The organism is Streptosporangium sp. NPDC023825 (genome assembly GCF_040639575.1).
Taxonomy (GTDB): domain Bacteria; phylum Actinomycetota; class Actinomycetes; order Streptosporangiales; family Streptosporangiaceae; genus Streptosporangium.
This window is the reverse complement of sequence record NZ_JBFAAE010000040.1, coordinates 60,367-77,368: the sequence shown is the minus strand read 5'-3', so window position 1 is coordinate 77,368 and position 17,002 is coordinate 60,367. Positions and strand designations below refer to the sequence as shown.

The following is a 17,002-nucleotide window of genomic DNA, read 5'->3' as shown; positions in this document are numbered from 1 at the left end:
CAAGAGAGAACGCATCTACCAGGGCACCATCGACGTCGCCTCGATCCGCATCTGGCTCCGCGACCCAGTCAAATGATCCGCGGGACACTGCCTAGCACTCTCATGGTCAGCTCCTGGTTGAGATGTTCCTGCTCTTCAGGGGCGGCGCCGTTCAAGGGTCACCCGCACTTGCGTGCGCCCCATGTGCCGTGCCGCGGCTGGATCGCCGCGGCCACGCCCGCCTACCGGCGATGAGGGGGTCAGCGAGGTCAGGCGTCCTCCCTCGACCCTCCCGCCACAAAAACGTAACGTTTCGTTTTGAACGAATATCGGCCGGAATGGGCTTGTCAATACGTAACGTCACGTTTCAGCGATAGGGTGGTCTCAGGGAGAGCACGACCGGTCGTACCGCGCGCTCACGCACGAAGATCCTCCAGGCGGCACTCGATCTGTGCGCGGAACGCGGCTACAACGCGGTGACGATGGAGGCGATCGCGACACGCGCCCAGGTCGGTAAACCCACGCTGTATCGCTGGTGGTCCTCCAAGGGAACGCTGTTCCTGGACGCGTTGACCGAACGGTTCGGTGATCCCTACTTCCAGATCGGCGACACCGGCGACCTCGTCGCCGACCTGCGCAACTGGCTGTACGGCATCACCGAACTGTTCCTCGACCCGGTTTCGAGCGACCTCGTCGTGGGGGTCGCCGGGACGGCACAGCACGACCCCGAACTCGCCGCGATCCTCCACCGGCAGATCCACCTCACCCTGTCCGGCCGCAACCAGGAACGGATCCGCGCCGGGCAACGAAACGGCCAGCTGGTCGGCTTCGACCCCCTGCTGCTTGAAGACCTGCTCGTCGCGCCGCTGTGGTACCGGCTACTGATCACCGACCGGCCGGTCAGCCGGACATACGCCGACACGGTCCTGAACACCGTCCTCGGCGCCGCCGCCTCACCGTCCGGCGACGCGTGAACCCGGCCACGCGGCGCAGAACCAACGCCGCAGAGCGGGGAAGTCCGGAACCCGTCAATTTGATTGAGGCAGTTGAGCTGGGCTGATTCCGTGTCGGCCTGTCTGGCGTGTCCCTGGGTTCGTCGATCTTGGGCTGTTGATCCAGGCCGGGCCGGGCAGGCCGGGCGGGGCGGGGGTACCGCCGCCGGCGAAGAGCTGGGGCGGGTGGCCTGTGCGGTGGCCAGATGAAGCGATCCGGGTTCGGTGGAGGCTCTGGCCTGCCGCTGTGCCGCCTGAGTGAGTGCCGGGATTCCTGCGGATATTGGAATGCTGACGGATGAATGGCCGTGCTAACGTCAGCCTCATGCCTGGTCCGGAGTTCCCGATTCTCGGGACGGAACCTCTCGCGGTGGAGCTGGCCAACACGCTCTACGGCAGGGGGAACGAACAGATCGACTTCTTAAGGACCGTTCGATGGATCGACGAGTGGTTCACGCTGGTTTCCGCAGAGCATGGGGTGACGGCTCCCGCCGGGATGGGACGTGACGCCGAGCGCGTCCGGATGCTGCGCGACTGTGTGCACTCCCTGCTTTCCGCGGCCGTCGACGGGCGAATACCCGACAAGGTGCCGCTCGAGCGGGTCAACGGCTTCGCGGCGGCGGCGCCGACGCATCTGCGGCTGGATTGGACCGGTGCCGCCGGACCGCTTTCGCGGTGGCTCGACACCACCACCGGCACCACCGCGGTGCTCGGCCGGATCGCCACCTGCTGCATCGAGTTGCTGACCGGACCCGAAGCGGGGAAAGTACGGCGATGCCAAGGCCCCGGCTGCTCGCTGATCTTCATAAAGAGCCACCCGCGTCGCCGCTGGTGCCATCCCTCGTGCGGCCACAGGGATCGGCAGGCCCGGTACTACCGTCGGCACCTCACCCCCGGAGCATTCCAATGATCACATGGCGTCGGCTCGATGAGCGGGACTTCCCGCTGCTGAGGGAGTGGCTGGAGCAGCCGCACGTGGCTCGGTGGTGGAATCACGAAACCTCGGCGGAGGCGGTGGCGCGCGACTTCGGCCCCGCCGCCAGGGGAGAGGAGCCGTCCGAGGACCTGCTCGTCTTCCTCGACGGCCGGCCGCTCGGCCTGGTCCAGCGGATGATGCTGGCCGACTACCCCGAGTATGTGGCCGAGTTGGCGCCCGTCGTCGCCGTTCCCGAGGGCGCGATGAGCATCGACTATCTGATCGGCGATCCGCAGCAGGTCGGTCGCGGCCTCGGGCCGAGAATGATCCGCGACATCATCGAGCGAACCTGGGCGGAAGTCCCGACCGCCACCTGCGTCCTGGTTCCCGTGTCAACGTCCAACCGCGCGTCCTGGAGAGCACTGGAGAAGGCCGGGCTGCGCCGAGTCGCGGAAGGCGACCTGGAGCCGGACAACCCGATCGACGACCGCGCTCACTACGTGTACCGAATCGACCGGTCGACTCAGCCGGACCAGGACGGCCCTGCTCCACTCCGACGCGCGACGACGGGCTGACGCGAGGGCGGTCCTGGATCGCCATGCGTTCACCGTGCTTCGGCGGCATGGATCGCAGCCGTTCATGACGCGACCTGCACCGGCTCCACAGCGGCCTTGGCTGCCGTAGTCCCGCCTTCCACGAGGCCGTGCACACGGCCTGACCACCACACCAAAGGTGTCCGCCGAAGCGGAGCAAGCTCACCGACCTCCATGGATGTGCGGACGGTCATCGACTATGCCTTGACACACGGCTGGGATCCCGACCTCGTTGGCGGCGCCGTAGTCCTGCCTGGTTCCCGTCCGCCGTCGTCCTCTTCGCAGGAGCGGGCCGCCCCTGGCGTGAAGGTGCGACCCCATCCCGTAAGGGCACACCCCATCCGCTTCTCTCCGGAGGGGCACCGGGCAGCGCCGGGAAGCCGGGGAATCAGAGGTCTGCACCCACCGCCCCTGGTCGTCCCCGACCGCGCCCCGTTGGAGGTCGACGCCGGGCCGGACGGCAATCAGCGGGTAACCACCGGCCAAAGACGAGCCCTTGACCCCCCCGTCCCCATCGATCGTTGGGGTGATCCGCTCCAGCGAAGCACCAGTTCACGGCCGGAACGACGAGTTCCGAGGGGGTACGGGGTATGGGGAGGCCATGACCGACAAGCACAAGCAGGACGAGCCCGAGGTGGGCGACGACGTCACGTGGGAGAGCCACGGCTCGTCGGCCTCGGGCAAGGTCGAGAAGAAGATCACGAAGCGGACCGAGGAGGCGGGACGCACCGTGGACGCCTCGGCCGACGATCCGCAGTACCTCGTACGCAGCGACAAGAGCGGCAAGACCGCCGTGCACAAGCCCTCGGCACTGCGCAAGAAGGACCGCCGTGACTGACGACGGCGAGCGGATCGCCGCGGACTTCGGCCAGGCGGTCAACATGACGGCCGCGGAGCTGGAACGCTGGCTGGAGACCGAGGAGTCCAGGCGCGTGGGGGACAAGTCGGGCGGTGAGGAGTCGACAGGTCACCGGTCCGGCCGCCGGATCGCCGAGATCCTGCGGAAGCGGAAAGACGACCTGGGCGAGGACGACTACGCCCACATGCGCAAGGTGACAGGCTACGTCCGCCGCCACCTGAAGCAGCGTCCGTCCGGGGACGTCAAGGAGACCCCGTGGCGACACTCCCTCATGAACTGGGGGCACGACCCGCTCAGGTGAGCGGCGTGTCACGAGCTCGGAGGGTCAGGGTGTCAGCGGGATCCGGCCGCCCGCCGTTCCGCTCTTGAGGCGGCGGTGTGCCTCGGCGGCCCGGCCGCCTGACCGGGCACCCTCCGCTACGCCGTACACCGAACCTCCCGTCGAGCCCGGCCCGGTCGACGGCATGGACCGCCGCCCGCGGCCGGCCCCGGCGGGGTGGCGGTTGAGCGCGTGGGCGGGCAACACGATGCGACGGTCGTCTCGGACACGCCGCTAAGATCATCCGCATCGTCACTCGAATCCGGGCCGTCGCCGGCCGATACCGCTTCGGGCGCGCGGCCGCGGTCGTCGTCGCGCTCTACCTCGCCGTCGTGGCCGTCACCGCGGTGCTCGCCGTCGTGTCCGGCGAGGTGTCGGCGCTGTCGGTGGCCGCGACGGCCACGACCTGGGGACGCCTCATGCAGGGAGCCTGGGTGGTCCCCCTGCTCGCCGGGATCTGCGGGCTCAACGCGTGGGCACTGTGGCAGGTGCTGCGCGGTCCCGCGCTGCCGCGCGCCGAGGGGTCGCCGCGCGACGTGGTCTGGCTCCGGCGCCTGCTCTACGCGGGCGTCGCCGGCGACTTCGTACTCTGGGAACTCGTCGAAGCGCTGTCCGACATCGTGGAGTACGTCGCGAGCCTGGTCCTGTGGGTCGCCACGCTGATCCTGCTGGCGCGGGTCGTCTCCGGGGTCTCGGCCCGGTTCCGGGCGATCACCCTCGCGCTCGGCCTGATCGGCACGCTGACCCCGGCGCTGCTGCTCTTCCTCGACATCTTCAGCTTCCGGGTGTTCAGCCTGCCGACGGTGGCGAGCCTCGGCTGGACGGTGATGACCCTCATCGGGCAGCGCCGCGACGGCCGATGGAGCGGCGCCACGATCGGCATCGGGAGGATCGCCCTCACCGCCTCGCTGGCCTTCTCCGTGCTCGGCCTCGTCATCCGGAGCGGTTGGCTGCTGTTCGACGGCTCGTTCCTCGTGGTGAAGGCGTTCGGCGTGTTCACCGCGGTGTGGCTGGCGCGTACCGCGCACGAGCTCGCCGGGCCCGCCGCCGGACCCGCCGCCGAAACCACCTCCCGGTCCGCCGCCGGCCGCGAGCCGCGGCTGCTCGTCGCCGCCGCGCTCGTGCTGCCGCTCGTCGTGGTCGGCGCCGAGGAAGGCGCCCGGTTCGGTTTCACCGGCCTGGACGAGGGTTGCCGCGAGCGGATCCGGGCCTACGCCGACACCCGGCCGCAGGACCGGCGCCGGTCGTTCGTCTGCCTCGCCAGGGACGACGGCCACGGAGGGAAGGCGATGTTCCCCGGGAACCTGCCGGAGCAGCGCATCCTGGCTCATGGCGAGGAACTGTGCGCGGTGCCCGGCGCCGAGGAGCGGCAGGCGCTGCTCCGGCGGGCGGGCGGGTCGGCGACCACGGACGAGCTCGGCGACGCCCTGGAGTTCCTGTGCCCCGGCGTCATCGCCGGGCAACGGGCGGACCGGGCACGCGAACAGGCGCGCGAGCAGGCCGAGCGGGAGCGGGAACTGGCCGCGTGGAAAGCCGAGAGGAACGCCCGATGCTCCGACCCCTGGCCGAGGCTACGGGCCGGGCGGCAGGGCACGGCCGCGTACTCGCTCTTCGAGGGAGGCGGCTACGACGTCTTCGACGACCGGGACAGCGTCGAGGGCCCGGCCGCCGACTTCTTCGAAGCCGTCGACGACGGGTTCATCGACGCCGCCGGCAGCAGCGCCGCCATCATGACCTATGGCGAGAACGAGGCGATGTGCCTCACGGTCAAGGCGTTCGGCGCCGCCCCGCCGCTCCGGCTCAAGGGCTGGGACAAGGTGGTCGAGGTGGGCATCCTCAGCCGCAGCGGCCGCCTGGTCGTACCGCCCTACCCCGAGGGCGGCGACAGCGGGGCGCTCGGGCCGCTGCCCGGCCTGGCCGTCGACGGCCCCGGCCGCTACCGGATGCGCGTCTACGCCCGCGAGCTCGAATGGGACGAGGACGACCCCGAGGCGCCCGCCGAGGAGCATCTGATCGTCGTCTATCCCGGCCGTTCCACGAAGAAGGTCGTCCACCGCCCGTGGCGGTGACCGGTCACGAACCGTCCGGACGCCGCGTCCGCGCGGGCAGGGGTAGGCAAAAGTGCGTCTTGCCGGCGGCCCGCGCTCCCCGTGAATCCGGTCGACGCCCTGTACATTCGTCCTGTTCGACATCTCCGCCGACGGCAAGGACCTGTCATGCGCGCCATCACCGTCCGAGACCGCGCCGCCGGTCTGGCCGGGCTCTCCCTGACAGAGGAGCCGTACCCCCATGCCGCCGAGAACGACGTCGTCGTCCGGGTGCACGCCGCCGGGTTCACCCCCGGAGAGCTCGACTGGCCGGGAACGTGGACCGATCGCGCGGGCCGGGACCGGACCCCCAGTGTCCTCGGGAACGAGCTGTCGGGGGTCGTCGCCGAGCTGGGGTACGGGACCACCGGCCTGACCGTCGGCCAGCGGGTCTTCGGGCTGACCGACTGGACCCGCAACGGCTCGCTGGCCGAGTACGCGGCGGTGGAGGCCCGCAACCTCGCGCCGCTGCCGGCCGACGTCGACCACACCGTGGCCGCCGCGTTGCCGATCTCGGGGCTGACCGCGTGGCAGGCCCTGTTCGACCACGGCCGCCTCGCCGCCGGGCAGACCGTCCTGATCCACGGCGCCGCGGGCGGCGTCGGTTCCGTCGCGGTGCAACTCGCGCGCGAGGCAGGCGCCCGGGTGATCGGCACCGGCAGGGCCGGCGACAGGGACACGGCACTCGGTCTCGGCGTCGACGCCTTCCTGGACCTGCAGGCCGATTCCCTTGAGGACGCCGGTCAGGTCGACGTGGTGCTCGACGTGATCGGCGGCGACATCCTGGACCGCTCGGCCGCGCTGGTGCGCGCCGGCGGCACGCTCGTCACCATCGCCTCGCCGCCCACGGTCCGGCCCCGGGACGGGCAGGCGATCTTCTTCGTCGTCGAGCCCGATCGCGCCCGGCTCGCGGACCTGGTCCGGCGGGTCCGGGAGGGACGGCTCCGCCTGATCGTCGGGGCCACGCGGACACTCGCCGAGGCGCCCTCCGCGTTCGCGCCCGCCCGGCGCACCCCCGGCAAGACGATCATCAGGGTCGCGGAAGGGGAGTAGCCGGGGTGCGCGCAAGGCGATGAGAGCCCGGTAACCGGCCGGGTGCCGCTTGCCGGCGTGACGCTCGGTCATGGGTTCCGGTTTGAGCGGAACTTGAGCAGGCCGTCGCCAAGGCTTGAATCCGCTCGTGTTAGACATCGAAATACCGCTGGACACGACACTCCAGCGACAACGCGGACCTCTCGGGCGGAAGCCGAGACACCTCGCGATTCCCGTGCGCCCCGAAGGTCCAGGCAGGGCAGGAGGGCTGTCATGATCCGGGTACGGATTGCCGGTGGCTTTCTCGTCGGCGGCATGGTGGCCGCGGCCGCCGCGTACGCTCCCACGGTGGAGCGCGCGACCGGCGAGACGCCCGTCGCCGCCGTGGTTTCGCAGCCGCCGTCCGACAAGCTGTCGCCTCTTCTGGAACAGGCGCTTCCGAATGTCAAGGGCAAGACGTTCACCTCGGCGATCGTGGACTTCCCGCCCACCGCGCGCGCGGCGCCGCATCGGCACGGCAGGGCCTTCGTCTACGCCTACGTGCTCGAGGGCACCGTGCGCAGCCAGTTGGGTGGCGAGCCGGTGCGCACGTACCGCCAGGGCGAGAACTGGGTCGAGTCGCCGGGCGCCCACCATGTGCTCGCGGAGAACCCCAGCCGGACACGACCGGCGAAGCTGCTGGTCGTCTTCATCTCCGACACGGGAGACAAGATCAAGGTCGACGACCCGCCGAGGTAGGCCGTCGGGCGGGTATCGGGCGGACGTTGGGCCGCGTTGGGCCGCGCTGGGCCGCGTTGGGCCGCGTTGGGCCGCGTTGGACCGGCACGGCCGGGCGTGACGGCTCGGTCTCACCGGCGAGCGGATACGGGGAGCGACGAACCCGGGCGGCGGCGGACCCGAGCGGGACCGATTCGCCTGTTGACGGGCGGCACGGCATTTCGTACGTTCCGCGTGGGCCGTCTCACGGGCGCCCCGGACCGGAAGGGGTTGCCATGACCGCCGAGCTGGATCCGGACGGGGCCTGGCCGGACATCGTGCCGGGACCGCTCGCCACGCCGCCGCCGGAGTTCGCCCGCAGGCACGAGTCGGGGCCGCTGGAGCCGGCGGCCATGCCCAGCGGCGACCGCGTCCCGGTGGCCGTCAGGTACGAGGACGTCCGCGCCCTGCTGGCCTCGCCCGCCTCCAGCCGCAATCTGCACCTGCCGGGGTTGCCGCGGCTGGTGAGCGGCATCGGCATCGACGACGACCCCGACGCGCTGATCAACCAGGACCCGCCGGAGCACACCCGCTACCGCCGGATCATGCACGGCACCTTCACCCCGCGCCAGATCGAACCGTGGCGCCCCCGCATCGCGAAGATCGCCCAAGAGCTCCTCGACGGCCTGGGCGACGACTTCGATCTGGTCGAGGGGTACGCGCTGCAGCTGCCGGGCCGTGTCATCTGCGAGATGCTCGGCGTGCCGATGGACCACTACGAGCGGTTCGTCCGGTGGACGGACATGTTCCTGACCACCTCCACGGCGGACGAGCGGGCGCGCTACGAGGGCTACACCGACTTCATGGCCTACGCCGCCGAACTGGTCGCCCAGCACCGCGCGGAGCCCGGCGGAGACCTCATCGACCTGCTCATCCAGGCCAGGGACGAGGACGACCGGCTGTCGGAGGGCGAGCTGGTCAACACCGTCTTCTCCCTCATCACGGCCGGGCACGAGACGACGGCCTCGATGATCGGCCGGGGTGTCTTCCGGCTGCTCCTGCACCCCGGCCAGTGGGCCGAACTGGTCGCGGACCCGGCCCTGGCGGCCACCGCCGTCGAGGAGATCCTGCGTTTCGACGGGCCGCCCGCCAGCGCCTTCATGCGCCGGATCACCAGGGACACCGACCTCCCCGGTGGCTGTCTTCGCGCGGGGACGGTCGTCATGCCGAACCTGAACGCGGCCAACCACGACCCGCGGGCCTTTCCCGATCCCGGCCGGTTCGACATCCACCGCTTCACCGAGCATCCCCCCAACCCGCACGTGGCGTTCGGTTACGGCCCGCACCGCTGCCTGGCCGCCAGCCTCGCGAGGGTCGAGCTCACCGAGGCGATCAGGGCCCTGGTCACCCGGCGGCCCGGCCTCCGCCTGGCCGGCCCGCCCGAGTCGGTGACCTGGACCGACGGCCTGACCCTCCGGCCGGTCGCCATGCGCGTCACGACCGGCGAACGTGCGTGACGGTGACCGCGGGCGCCGGTGACCGATCGATCTCGGCCGCGGCGGGACCGCGACCGGCTCCGCAAGACGGTTTCGCGCAGCCGAAGGCGCGGGTGGCCCGCGATGCCGCGATCTCATGCCCGGCAGTGACCCACCCCGGATCCGGCAGGCCGTGACTCACTCCGGATCCGGCAGGTCCGCCGACGCGAGCCTGACCGGGTCGATCACGGTCGCGATGGCGACGATCCGGCCGTCGGCGACGGTGAACGCCATGACCGAGAGCGGAGTCCCGTCCTCGCGCCAGGAGACGAACCCGGGGAGGCCGTCGACGAGCACCGCCCGCCCTCGCGCGGCCGCTCCGGCGGCGACTCGCGCGGTCGCGCCGGCGGCGACCTTGGTGGCGCCGAGGACGACGACCACACCGCCGGGGGTGTCGACGGTCAGCCTCACCTCCGGATCGAGCACGCGCAGCAACCCCTCGAAGTCGCCCCGGCGAGCCGCCGCCAGGAAGGCCTGGACGACCTGTCGCTGCTCCCGTCCGGCGGCCGCCGGCCGCTCGGTCGCCCGCACCTTCCTGCGGGCACGGCTGGCGAGCATCTTGGTGGCGTCGGTGGACCTGCCGAGGATCTGGCCGATCTCGTCGAACGGCACCGCGAACAGGTCGTGCAGCACGAACGCCAGCCGCTCGCTCGGTCCGAGCGACTCCAGGACGACCAGGAGCGCGAGCCCGACCGAGTCGGCGAGCGCCGCGTCGTCCTCCGGCGCGGGGCCGTCGTCGGCCGTCACGACGAGTTCGGGCAGCCGGTCGTCGTAGGAGGCCTCGGGGCGGGCCTGGCGTGATCGCAGGACGTCGAGACTGATCCGGCCGACCACCGTGGTCAGCCAGCCGGCGAGGTTGTGGATGGTCGCCGTGTCCTGGCGGGAGAGCCGCAGCCAGGCCTCCTGGACCACGTCCTCGGCGTCGGCGTGCGAGCCGAGCATGCGGTGGGCGACCGCGCGCAGCCGGTCGCGCTGGGCCTCGAACGCCTCGCCCACCGGGTCCGCCGGGCTGGTGTCGGACATGTTGTTACCTTCCTCGGATCCGCTCCGTCATAGGTCATGACGGGCCCGGAAGGGCACAGGTAACCGATGAAGGAGCAAGACCGATGGAAGCACGCATGAAGAGCCGGGCGAACGCCGACGTGATGACGGCGATCCAGCACCTCTACAAGGCGATTCACGCCGGTGGCGTCGACCCGCGCCTGCTCGGGCTGGTCCACGTGCGCGCCAGCCAGATCAACGGCTGCAGCCCGTGCGTCTTCGCCGGGGTCACGGCGGCCAGGAAGCACGGGGAGACCGACGAGCGGCTGCACAACGTGGCCGCCTGGCGCGATACGCCGTTCTTCACCGAGGCGGAGCGGGCGGCGCTCGCGCTGGCCGAGGCCGCCACCCGGATCCAGGACGGCGCGCCGGGTGTGACCGACGAGATCTGGGACGCCGCCGTCGCCCACTTCGACGACGAGCAGCTGTCCGCGCTCAACCTGGAGATCGCGCTGACCAACTTCTTCAACCGGATCAACCGCACGATCCGGGAACAGGCCGGCAAGACCTGGTGAGCGCCCACCACCACGCCGCCGGAACGGTCCTGGACGGCCGTCCGGCCCGGGACCCGTTACCTGGGGACGATCGGCAGGGTGACGTAGGAGTCGGGGAAGACGGTCTGGTGCTGGACGACCAGGTCGGCCTCGGTGGAGTCGGCGGAGGTCCGGCCGTTGCCGGGGTTGCGGTCGAAGCGGGGGAAGTTGGAGCTGGAGATCTCGACGCGGATGCGGTGGCCGGCCTTGAAGACCTGGCTGGTGGCGACGAGGTCGATCTCGTGCACCCCGGACGGGACGGAGGTCCGCACGATGCCGTCGGTCACGCTCATCGCCCGGCCGCCGGGGTGGACGTCGACGAGCTTGGCCGTCCAGTCGGTGGAGAGCGCCGAGGTCTCGGCGTGCAGGGTGACGGAGAGGGGGCCGGTCACCTCGACGTCGGAGGCGAGCGTCTCGGTGGTGAAGCAGAGCACGTCGGGGCGGAGCTCGACGTCGCGCTGGTCCTGGGGGCCGATGTTCGTCACGTCGGGAAGCAGGAGGGGGCCACCGGTCGTGGGCACGGGATCGCGGGGGTCGAAGGTGAAGGTGGACGGCGCGGCGTCCGAGGGGGGCTCGGCGGAGAGCAGGCCGCCGGTGTGCAGGTGGTAGCGGGTGCCGACCGCGCGGGTCAGTGGCCACTCCTCCTCGTCCCGCCAGACATTGTCGCCCATGACGAAGATCTTCACGGCCGGGCCGGTGTCCCTGCCCCGCAGAAAGTCCATCTGCCGCTGCGGCAGCATGGCCGCCTGCGCCGAGGCGGCGAACCCGAAGTCCAGGTGGCCGGTGCCCGTCGCGCCGGAACCGTGCGACCAGGGGCCGATGACCAGCGGGCCGCCCAGCCGCCGGTGGTTCTCCAGGGTTCCGGCGAGGAACAGGTCGAACCAGCCCGCGACGTGCATCACGGGCACCTCGATCCGGTCGTGCCGCAGGGTCTCGGCCAGTCCCTCCCAGTAGGCGTCGCGGGTCGGGTGCGAGATCCAGTCGCTCCACCACGGCACCCCGGGGATGTCGCGCAGCGGCAGCGTTCGCACGGCGGTGGCCTGGTCGCCCAGCACGGGCAGGAGCGCGCCGAGGCCGGCGCCCACGTCCTCACCGGCCTCCATCCCGTGCATCAGGCCGAGCATCGCCTGCAGCAGGCCCCAGTTCAGCGCCGAGCCGAGCGCGAGGGCCCCGCCGTGGTACTTCAGCCCGTCGTGGAAGTCGTGCGGGGTCATCGAGGCGACCACGGCCTTGAGCCCCGGCGGGCGCGTCGCGGCGGCCTGGAGCGCGCATCCGGCGAGATAGGACACCCCGAAGGCCACGACCTCGCCGTCCGACCACGGCTGGGAGGTGATCCACTCGATGGTGTCGTAGCCGTCGTCGCCCTCGTCCAGCCACGGCCGGAACTCCCCGTCGCTGCTTCCGCGCCCCCGGCAGTGCTGGAGCACCACCGCGAAACCGGCCTCCAGCGCGGGCATCGTCGGCGCCATCGGGAACGAGCCCTCGCCGTACGGCGTGCGGACGAGCAGGGCCGGGAACGGCCCGTCCGAGGCGGGGCGGTAGACGTCGCCGCGCAGGATCGTGCCGTCGCGCACCGGCATCGGGGTGTCGTGCTCGGCGACGATGGGGAGCGGGAGGCGGTTCAGCTTCGGCATCGCGAGTTCCTTGGGTCGTCCGCCGGACCGCGGGGGTCACGCCGGGGCCGTGGTGTGAGCGCCCGGAGCGCGGTGGTCCGGTTCGGGGAAGGTCAGGTCAGGGTGTAGGCGTCGTAGCGGACGGCGTCGGGCAGCCGGCCCGCCTTTCCCACGGCGAGGGTGCGGTTGAGCCACAGGTAGCGCTCGTCACCGGTCTCGAAACGGCAGAACAGCCGGAAGTAGTACTCCGACGGGTCCACCGGCTCACCCTGGGCGAGGCGGGCCATGACCTCGGCGGGGCCGTGCCGCACGCCGGAGGTGGACAGGTAGAGGTGCGCGCCGTCGTGGGTGCGCAGGGTGTAACGGGTGTCGACACTGGCCATGCCGTCGGCGTGCACGACCTGCCAGTCGGCCCCGCCGGGCAGGACGACGCCGGAGAACCTCGGGCCCTCGAACGATCCGCCCACGATGTTGATCACCCGTCGCCGGCCCCAGTGGGTGCCGCCGAGTTCGAGGATCGGGTCCAGCATCACGGTGAACGTGGCGAGGTGTTCGAGGTCCATCGGATACCTCCAGCGTGGAGACCCCGGGCTTCGGCCGCGGGGAGGATGTCAACGGACGACGCTCCAGGACGGGGACCCGTTCAGCGAGGCCGGGTCGAACCCCGCCGTGCGCTTGTAGGAGGCGGCGATCTCGGCCCGCTCCGCGTAGGGGATGACCTGTTCGATGTCGTCGAACCCGCCGGGCGCGCGCTCGTGGGCGAGTTTCATCACGATCTCGGGGCCCATCCGCCGGTTGGACAGCTGCAGGGTGGTCGTGGCGGGCCGCCGCACGGCCTCGTACGCCGCCAGGTCGCCGTGCGCGAGGGAGTGGGCCAGCACCCGGGCGTCGATGATCGCCTGGGAGGCGCCGTTGGAACCGATCGGGTACATCGCGTGGGCGGCGTCGCCCAGCAGCGTGGCGTTCCCCTCGGTCCAGTGCGGCAGCGGGTCGCGGTCCACCATCGGATACTCGTAGGCCGTCTCGGCTCCGGCGATGATCCCCGGCACGTCCAGCCAGTCGAACCGCCAGTCCGCGAAGTGCTTCTCGACCTCGGCGAGGTCCGCCGGCCGGTTCCAGTCGCCCCGGCCGGAGGCCGTGCCGCCGGAGGGCTTCTCGGCGATCCAGTTGATCAGTGTCCGCTCGCCGGTCTCGATCGGGTAGGCCACGAACTTCTGCGTCCCGTCACCGATCATGATCATGGACCGTCCGGTCAGGAACGGCGCGCCGTACGTCGTGCCGCGCCACAGGATCAGCCCGTTCCACGGAGGGGGACCCTCGCCGGGGAACAGGCGCGCGCGGATCGCCGAGTGGATGCCGTCCGCCCCGATCAGCAGGTCTTCGGTGCCCGGGCCGGTGACGCGGCTGCCGGTCACGACCGACCGTGGGCCGAGCCGCTCGGTCACGGCGTCCAGCAGCATCATCTGCAGCCGTCCCCGGTGGACGGAGTACTGCGGCCACCTGTATCCCGCGTCGACGCCTCGCGGCTCGGACCAGATCGCGGAGCCGTACCGGTCGAAGTAGGCGAGTTCGGCGGTGGCGACGCCGATCGCCGCCAGCCGGTCGGCGAGACCGAGCTCCGTCAGTTCCCGTACGGCGTGGGGCAGCAGGTTGATGCCCACGCCCAGGGGGCGGATCTCGCGGGCGGCCTCGTGGACGGTGAGGTTCTCGAAGCCCGCCGCGTGCAGGCTGAGCGCGGTGGCGAGGCCGCCGATACCGCCACCGGCGATGACGATGTCCACGGGCGCCTCCCGTCAACTGTTATGGCCATAACAATATTCACGGTGAGGGCACTCCTACGCAAGACTTGTGCGGTGGAACCATCAGCGGAGCCCGCAGGCGAGGGACCGGCGCGCCCGGGTTCCGGCCATCGCGCCGGAGACCGGACAAGGGCCGCGGACCGGAGAGGGGCCGCGGCGCCCAGCGGGGCCGGGGGCAGGCCGAGCACGGCCGGGGGCAGGCCGAGCACGGCCGGGGGCAGGCCGAGCACGGCCGACGACGGCGGGATGCCGCGGGCCGAGGACGGCGGGATCCCGCGGGTGGGGCCGGCGGGCAGGGCGGATCTCCGGTATGCCGCGTACGCGCGGGAACGCCTGGCCGGCATGCCGCCGCCCGCCGACCCGGAGGGGTTCGAGCTCGCCTACAACCTGCTGCAGCTGGCCTACCTGCTGGTGACGGACCTGGAGACACGGATCCACCGCCCGCGCGGCTGGACGCTGCCCGGTTTCCGGCTGATGTTCAAGCTCTGGATTCTCGGGCCGACCCAGCCCGCCCGGCTCGCCGAGATCTCCGCCATGTCCCGCTCGGCGGTGACGAACGTGGTCAACACCCTGGAGCGCGACGCCCTGGTCGAGCGTCGCCCGATGCCCGGAGACAGGCGCGCGGTGGTGGTCGCGCTGTCCGGCAAGGGGGAGGCCGCCGTCCGCGAGGCGTTCGCCGAGCAGGCCCGCAGGGAGCAGGAGTGGTTCTCCCCCCTGAACGCGCGCGAGCGGGCCGATCTCAGCGGCCTGCTCGCCCGCATCCTCACCGCCCGCCCGGCCGGCACTCCGTAAGCTCGCCCGGCCGGCACTTCGCACAGCTTCCGCCGCACAGCTTCTGCCGCACCGCGCGCCCGGCCCGGCGGGGGGGCGGGCTACTCCCCGCCGCGCAGGTCGGACAGGCGCTTGGGCGAGTACTCGATGTTCTCGAAGCGCACGGTGCTGCCCTCGCCGGTGGGGCTCTGCGCCAGGAAGCCGACCTCCGGGTCCCCGTCGAGCGCGAAGTATCTGATGAGGTTCCAGAACCCGGACTCGTCGGCGACGTGGAAGGCGAAGGCGGAGCCGAGGCGGGACATGCGCAGCCGGATGTCCCGGCCCTCCATGGTCACGGAGTTGCAGTCGTCGGACACCCCGCGGGTGACCACCGAGACGATCGTCGGCCTGCCCTGCGGGGAGAGTTCGAGGCCGCACTTGGCCCACCGGTCGTCGCCGGCGTACAGCAGCAGCGCGGCCGCGTCGTAGGTGGACAGCAGGTCGAGCCTGACCCGCGCGCTGAGCGTGAAGTCGCCGTCCAGACGGCCCACGAGGGCGGGAGCGTTGGCGTAGCGGTTCGGCTCCCCGGGATCGAAGAAGAGGTCGGTGCCCGCTCCCGCGACGATGGAGAGCGTGTCGCCGTCGGCGCTCCAGTCCTCGGGCCGGTTCAGCCAGCGCAGCGGCGTGGGGAAGGCGGGCAGGGAGACGGTTTCGCTCACGGGTGTTCCTCCAGGGGGGTGGGGCCGCGCGTCCGGGAAGGAGTTCGGGATTCCGGGTGGCTCTCCTCCAAGAATGCCATTCCCGCCGGCAGGAGTCTCGCGATCATGCGGGAGTTCGCCAGGTCCGGCGGCCGGGCCGTCGCGCATGCGGGAGTTCGCCAGGTCCGGTGGCCGGGCCGTCGCGTTCCGCGGCGGCGGTGAAAGCACCGTTCGTCGCGGCCGTGCTGAGATCTGCGGTCACGGTCACGCGGCCGGGTCGCACGCCTTCCCGGCCGGGCCGCGAGGACGTGGCCACGGCGTCACCCGGGCCGGCTCAGGCGAGGGAGCGGACGGAGCGGAGCGGCTGCCAGCCGGCGGAGTCGACGGCCTCGGGCGACAGGATGTGGTCCAGGACCATGTGGGCGCAGCCGATGATCCCGGCGCTCGGGCCGAGCCGGCTGCGCTCGATGCGCAGGTTGCGGGTGGCCAGGGCCGTCGAGCGGCGGTGGATGACCTCGCGCACCCCCGAGACCATCGGCTGGAAGGTCTCCGCGACGTCGCCGCCGAGGACCACCACCGAGGGGTTGAGCAGGTTGACCGCGCTGGCGACGACCTCACCGAGCATCCGGGCGGCGTTGCGGACCACGGTCATGGTCTCCGCGTCCCCGGCCCTGACCAGGCTCACCACGTCGGCCAGGGTGTCGACCTCGTGCCCCAGGTCGCGGAGCCGGCGCAGGATCGCGGTGCCGCTGGCGATGGAGTCGACGCAGTCGATGTTGCCGCAACGGCAGAGGACTCCCCCGCCGTCGCGGACCGGGATGTGCCCGATCTCCCCCGCGGCGCCCAGCGCCCCCCGCAGGATCTCGCCCCCGGCGATGACCCCGGAGCCGATCCGGGTGGAGACCTTGATGAACAGCAGGTCGTCGGCCTCGCCCGCGTAGATCTCGCGGTGCTCGCCGATCGCGATGACGTTCACGTCGTTGTCGAGGAAGACGGGGACGGGGAAGCGCTCGGCGATGATCGGCGGGATCGCCACGCCGGTCCAGCTGGCCATGATCCGGGCGCTCTCGGTGCGGCCGGCCGCGAACTCCACCGTGGCGGGGACGCCCAGGCCGACCCCGCGGACCAGGGAGGCGGGGCGGTCGCCGAGCAGTTCGCTCCAGGTCTGCATGACCAGGGGCAGGACGACGTCCGGCCCCTCCTCCACGTCCACGGACAGGGCGGCACTGGCCAGCACCTCGCCCGCGAGGTCGCAGACGGCGATCTGGGCGCGGCTCGCGCCCAGGGAGCCGACCAGGACGACCCCGCCGGAGGCGTTGAAGGCCAGGCGGGTGGGCGGGCGGCCTCCGGTGGAGGGGCCCTCGCTGTCCTCCACGACGAGGCGCCGGTCCAGCAGCTCGGTGACGCGCAGGGAGACGGCGGGTCTGGACAGACCGGTGACACGCCCTATGTCCGCGCGGGTGACGGCCTCACCGGAGCGGATGAGGCGCAGCACCTCACCGCTGGTGGCCAGCGCGGCAGCGGGACGTCGAGGCATCCGCCAAGTGAATCACACCCACT

Annotated in this window: 17 protein-coding genes; 11 read left to right on the top strand and 6 right to left on the bottom strand. The window is 71.7% G+C overall.

What is annotated here, in order from left to right; translation table 11 throughout:
- The first annotated feature begins 407 nt into the window (after window positions 1-407).
- From AB0G15_RS28920 to AB0G15_RS28880, 9 genes are all read left to right on the top strand, one after another.
- Window positions 408-953, top strand: a complete 546-nt coding sequence (locus AB0G15_RS28920) for a TetR/AcrR family transcriptional regulator (protein ID WP_362845798.1) — start codon at window positions 408-410, stop codon at window positions 951-953.
- A gap of 388 nt (window positions 954-1,341) precedes the next feature.
- Window positions 1,342-1,881: an ABATE domain-containing protein gene (locus AB0G15_RS28915; protein ID WP_362845796.1), complete on the top strand. Its 540-nt coding sequence runs from the start codon at window positions 1,342-1,344 to the stop codon at window positions 1,879-1,881.
- Complete coding sequence (locus AB0G15_RS28910; RefSeq protein ID WP_362845794.1) at window positions 1,878-2,462, top strand: GNAT family N-acetyltransferase; 585 nt, start codon at window positions 1,878-1,880, stop codon at window positions 2,460-2,462. The genes AB0G15_RS28915 and AB0G15_RS28910 overlap by 4 nt, the downstream gene beginning before the upstream one ends.
- 619 nt (window positions 2,463-3,081) lie before the next feature.
- Window positions 3,082-3,318, top strand: coding sequence for a DUF2945 domain-containing protein (locus tag AB0G15_RS28905; protein WP_362845792.1), 237 nt, complete (start codon window positions 3,082-3,084; stop codon window positions 3,316-3,318).
- Entirely contained in the window at window positions 3,311-3,640 is a 330-nt protein-coding gene (locus AB0G15_RS28900; RefSeq protein ID WP_362845790.1) for a DUF3140 domain-containing protein, read from the top strand. Before AB0G15_RS28905 ends, AB0G15_RS28900 begins: the two co-directional genes overlap by 8 nt.
- Before the next feature lie 350 nt (window positions 3,641-3,990).
- Window positions 3,991-5,727 carry a hypothetical protein gene (locus AB0G15_RS28895; RefSeq protein WP_362845788.1) on the top strand — a complete coding sequence of 579 codons (1,737 nt, stop codon included), beginning with the start codon at window positions 3,991-3,993 and terminating at the stop codon, window positions 5,725-5,727.
- A 147-nt stretch (window positions 5,728-5,874) separates the two neighbouring features.
- On the top strand, window positions 5,875-6,798 hold the full coding sequence (locus AB0G15_RS28890; RefSeq protein WP_362845786.1) for an NADP-dependent oxidoreductase: 924 nt from the start codon (window positions 5,875-5,877) through the stop codon (window positions 6,796-6,798).
- Window positions 6,799-7,050: 252 nt separating this feature from the next.
- Entirely contained in the window at window positions 7,051-7,515 is a 465-nt protein-coding gene (locus tag AB0G15_RS28885) for a cupin domain-containing protein (RefSeq protein WP_362845784.1), read from the top strand.
- Window positions 7,516-7,769: 254 nt separating this feature from the next.
- A complete protein-coding gene (locus AB0G15_RS28880; protein WP_362845782.1) occupies window positions 7,770-8,990 on the top strand; it encodes a cytochrome P450 in 1,221 nt (406 codons plus the stop codon).
- 156 nt (window positions 8,991-9,146) lie between these two features.
- Here the strand turns inward: AB0G15_RS28880 and AB0G15_RS28875 are convergent, their stop codons facing one another.
- The gene (locus AB0G15_RS28875) at window positions 9,147-10,031 is read right to left on the bottom strand and encodes a sigma-70 family RNA polymerase sigma factor (protein WP_362845780.1); all 885 of its coding nucleotides are present in this window, start codon (window positions 10,029-10,031) and stop codon (window positions 9,147-9,149) included.
- Between the two features lie 83 nt (window positions 10,032-10,114).
- Between AB0G15_RS28875 and AB0G15_RS28870 the strand changes: the two genes are divergently transcribed.
- Window positions 10,115-10,564, top strand: a complete 450-nt coding sequence (locus tag AB0G15_RS28870; protein ID WP_362845778.1) for a carboxymuconolactone decarboxylase family protein — start codon at window positions 10,115-10,117, stop codon at window positions 10,562-10,564.
- 56 nt (window positions 10,565-10,620) lie between these two features.
- Here the strand turns inward: AB0G15_RS28870 and AB0G15_RS28865 are convergent, their stop codons facing one another.
- The 3 genes from AB0G15_RS28865 to AB0G15_RS28855 all read right to left on the bottom strand — a co-directional run bounded on the left by AB0G15_RS28865 (window position 10,621) and on the right by AB0G15_RS28855 (window position 13,976).
- Entirely contained in the window at window positions 10,621-12,216 is a 1,596-nt protein-coding gene (locus tag AB0G15_RS28865) for a CocE/NonD family hydrolase (protein ID WP_362845776.1), read from the bottom strand.
- Window positions 12,217-12,308: 92 nt separating this feature from the next.
- Window positions 12,309-12,758 (bottom strand): DUF3237 domain-containing protein, encoded by a 450-nt coding sequence (locus tag AB0G15_RS28860; protein WP_362845774.1) that lies wholly within the window; start codon window positions 12,756-12,758, stop codon window positions 12,309-12,311.
- A gap of 48 nt (window positions 12,759-12,806) precedes the next feature.
- Window positions 12,807-13,976, bottom strand: a complete 1,170-nt coding sequence (locus tag AB0G15_RS28855; RefSeq protein ID WP_362845772.1) for a flavin-dependent oxidoreductase — start codon at window positions 13,974-13,976, stop codon at window positions 12,807-12,809.
- Window positions 13,977-14,048: 72 nt separating this feature from the next.
- Between AB0G15_RS28855 and AB0G15_RS28850 the strand changes: the two genes are divergently transcribed.
- Window positions 14,049-14,786, top strand: a complete 738-nt coding sequence (locus AB0G15_RS28850; RefSeq protein WP_362845770.1) for a MarR family transcriptional regulator — start codon at window positions 14,049-14,051, stop codon at window positions 14,784-14,786.
- An 80-nt stretch (window positions 14,787-14,866) separates the two neighbouring features.
- On the opposite strand, the gene AB0G15_RS28845 is transcribed toward AB0G15_RS28850, so the two are convergent.
- Both AB0G15_RS28845 and AB0G15_RS28840 read right to left on the bottom strand, forming a co-directional pair.
- Entirely contained in the window at window positions 14,867-15,463 is a 597-nt protein-coding gene (locus tag AB0G15_RS28845) for a DUF1349 domain-containing protein (protein ID WP_362682816.1), read from the bottom strand.
- A 313-nt stretch (window positions 15,464-15,776) separates the two neighbouring features.
- Window positions 15,777-16,979 carry an ROK family transcriptional regulator gene (locus tag AB0G15_RS28840; protein WP_362845768.1) on the bottom strand — a complete coding sequence of 401 codons (1,203 nt, stop codon included), beginning with the start codon at window positions 16,977-16,979 and terminating at the stop codon, window positions 15,777-15,779.
- Window positions 16,980-17,002 lie beyond the last annotated feature (23 nt).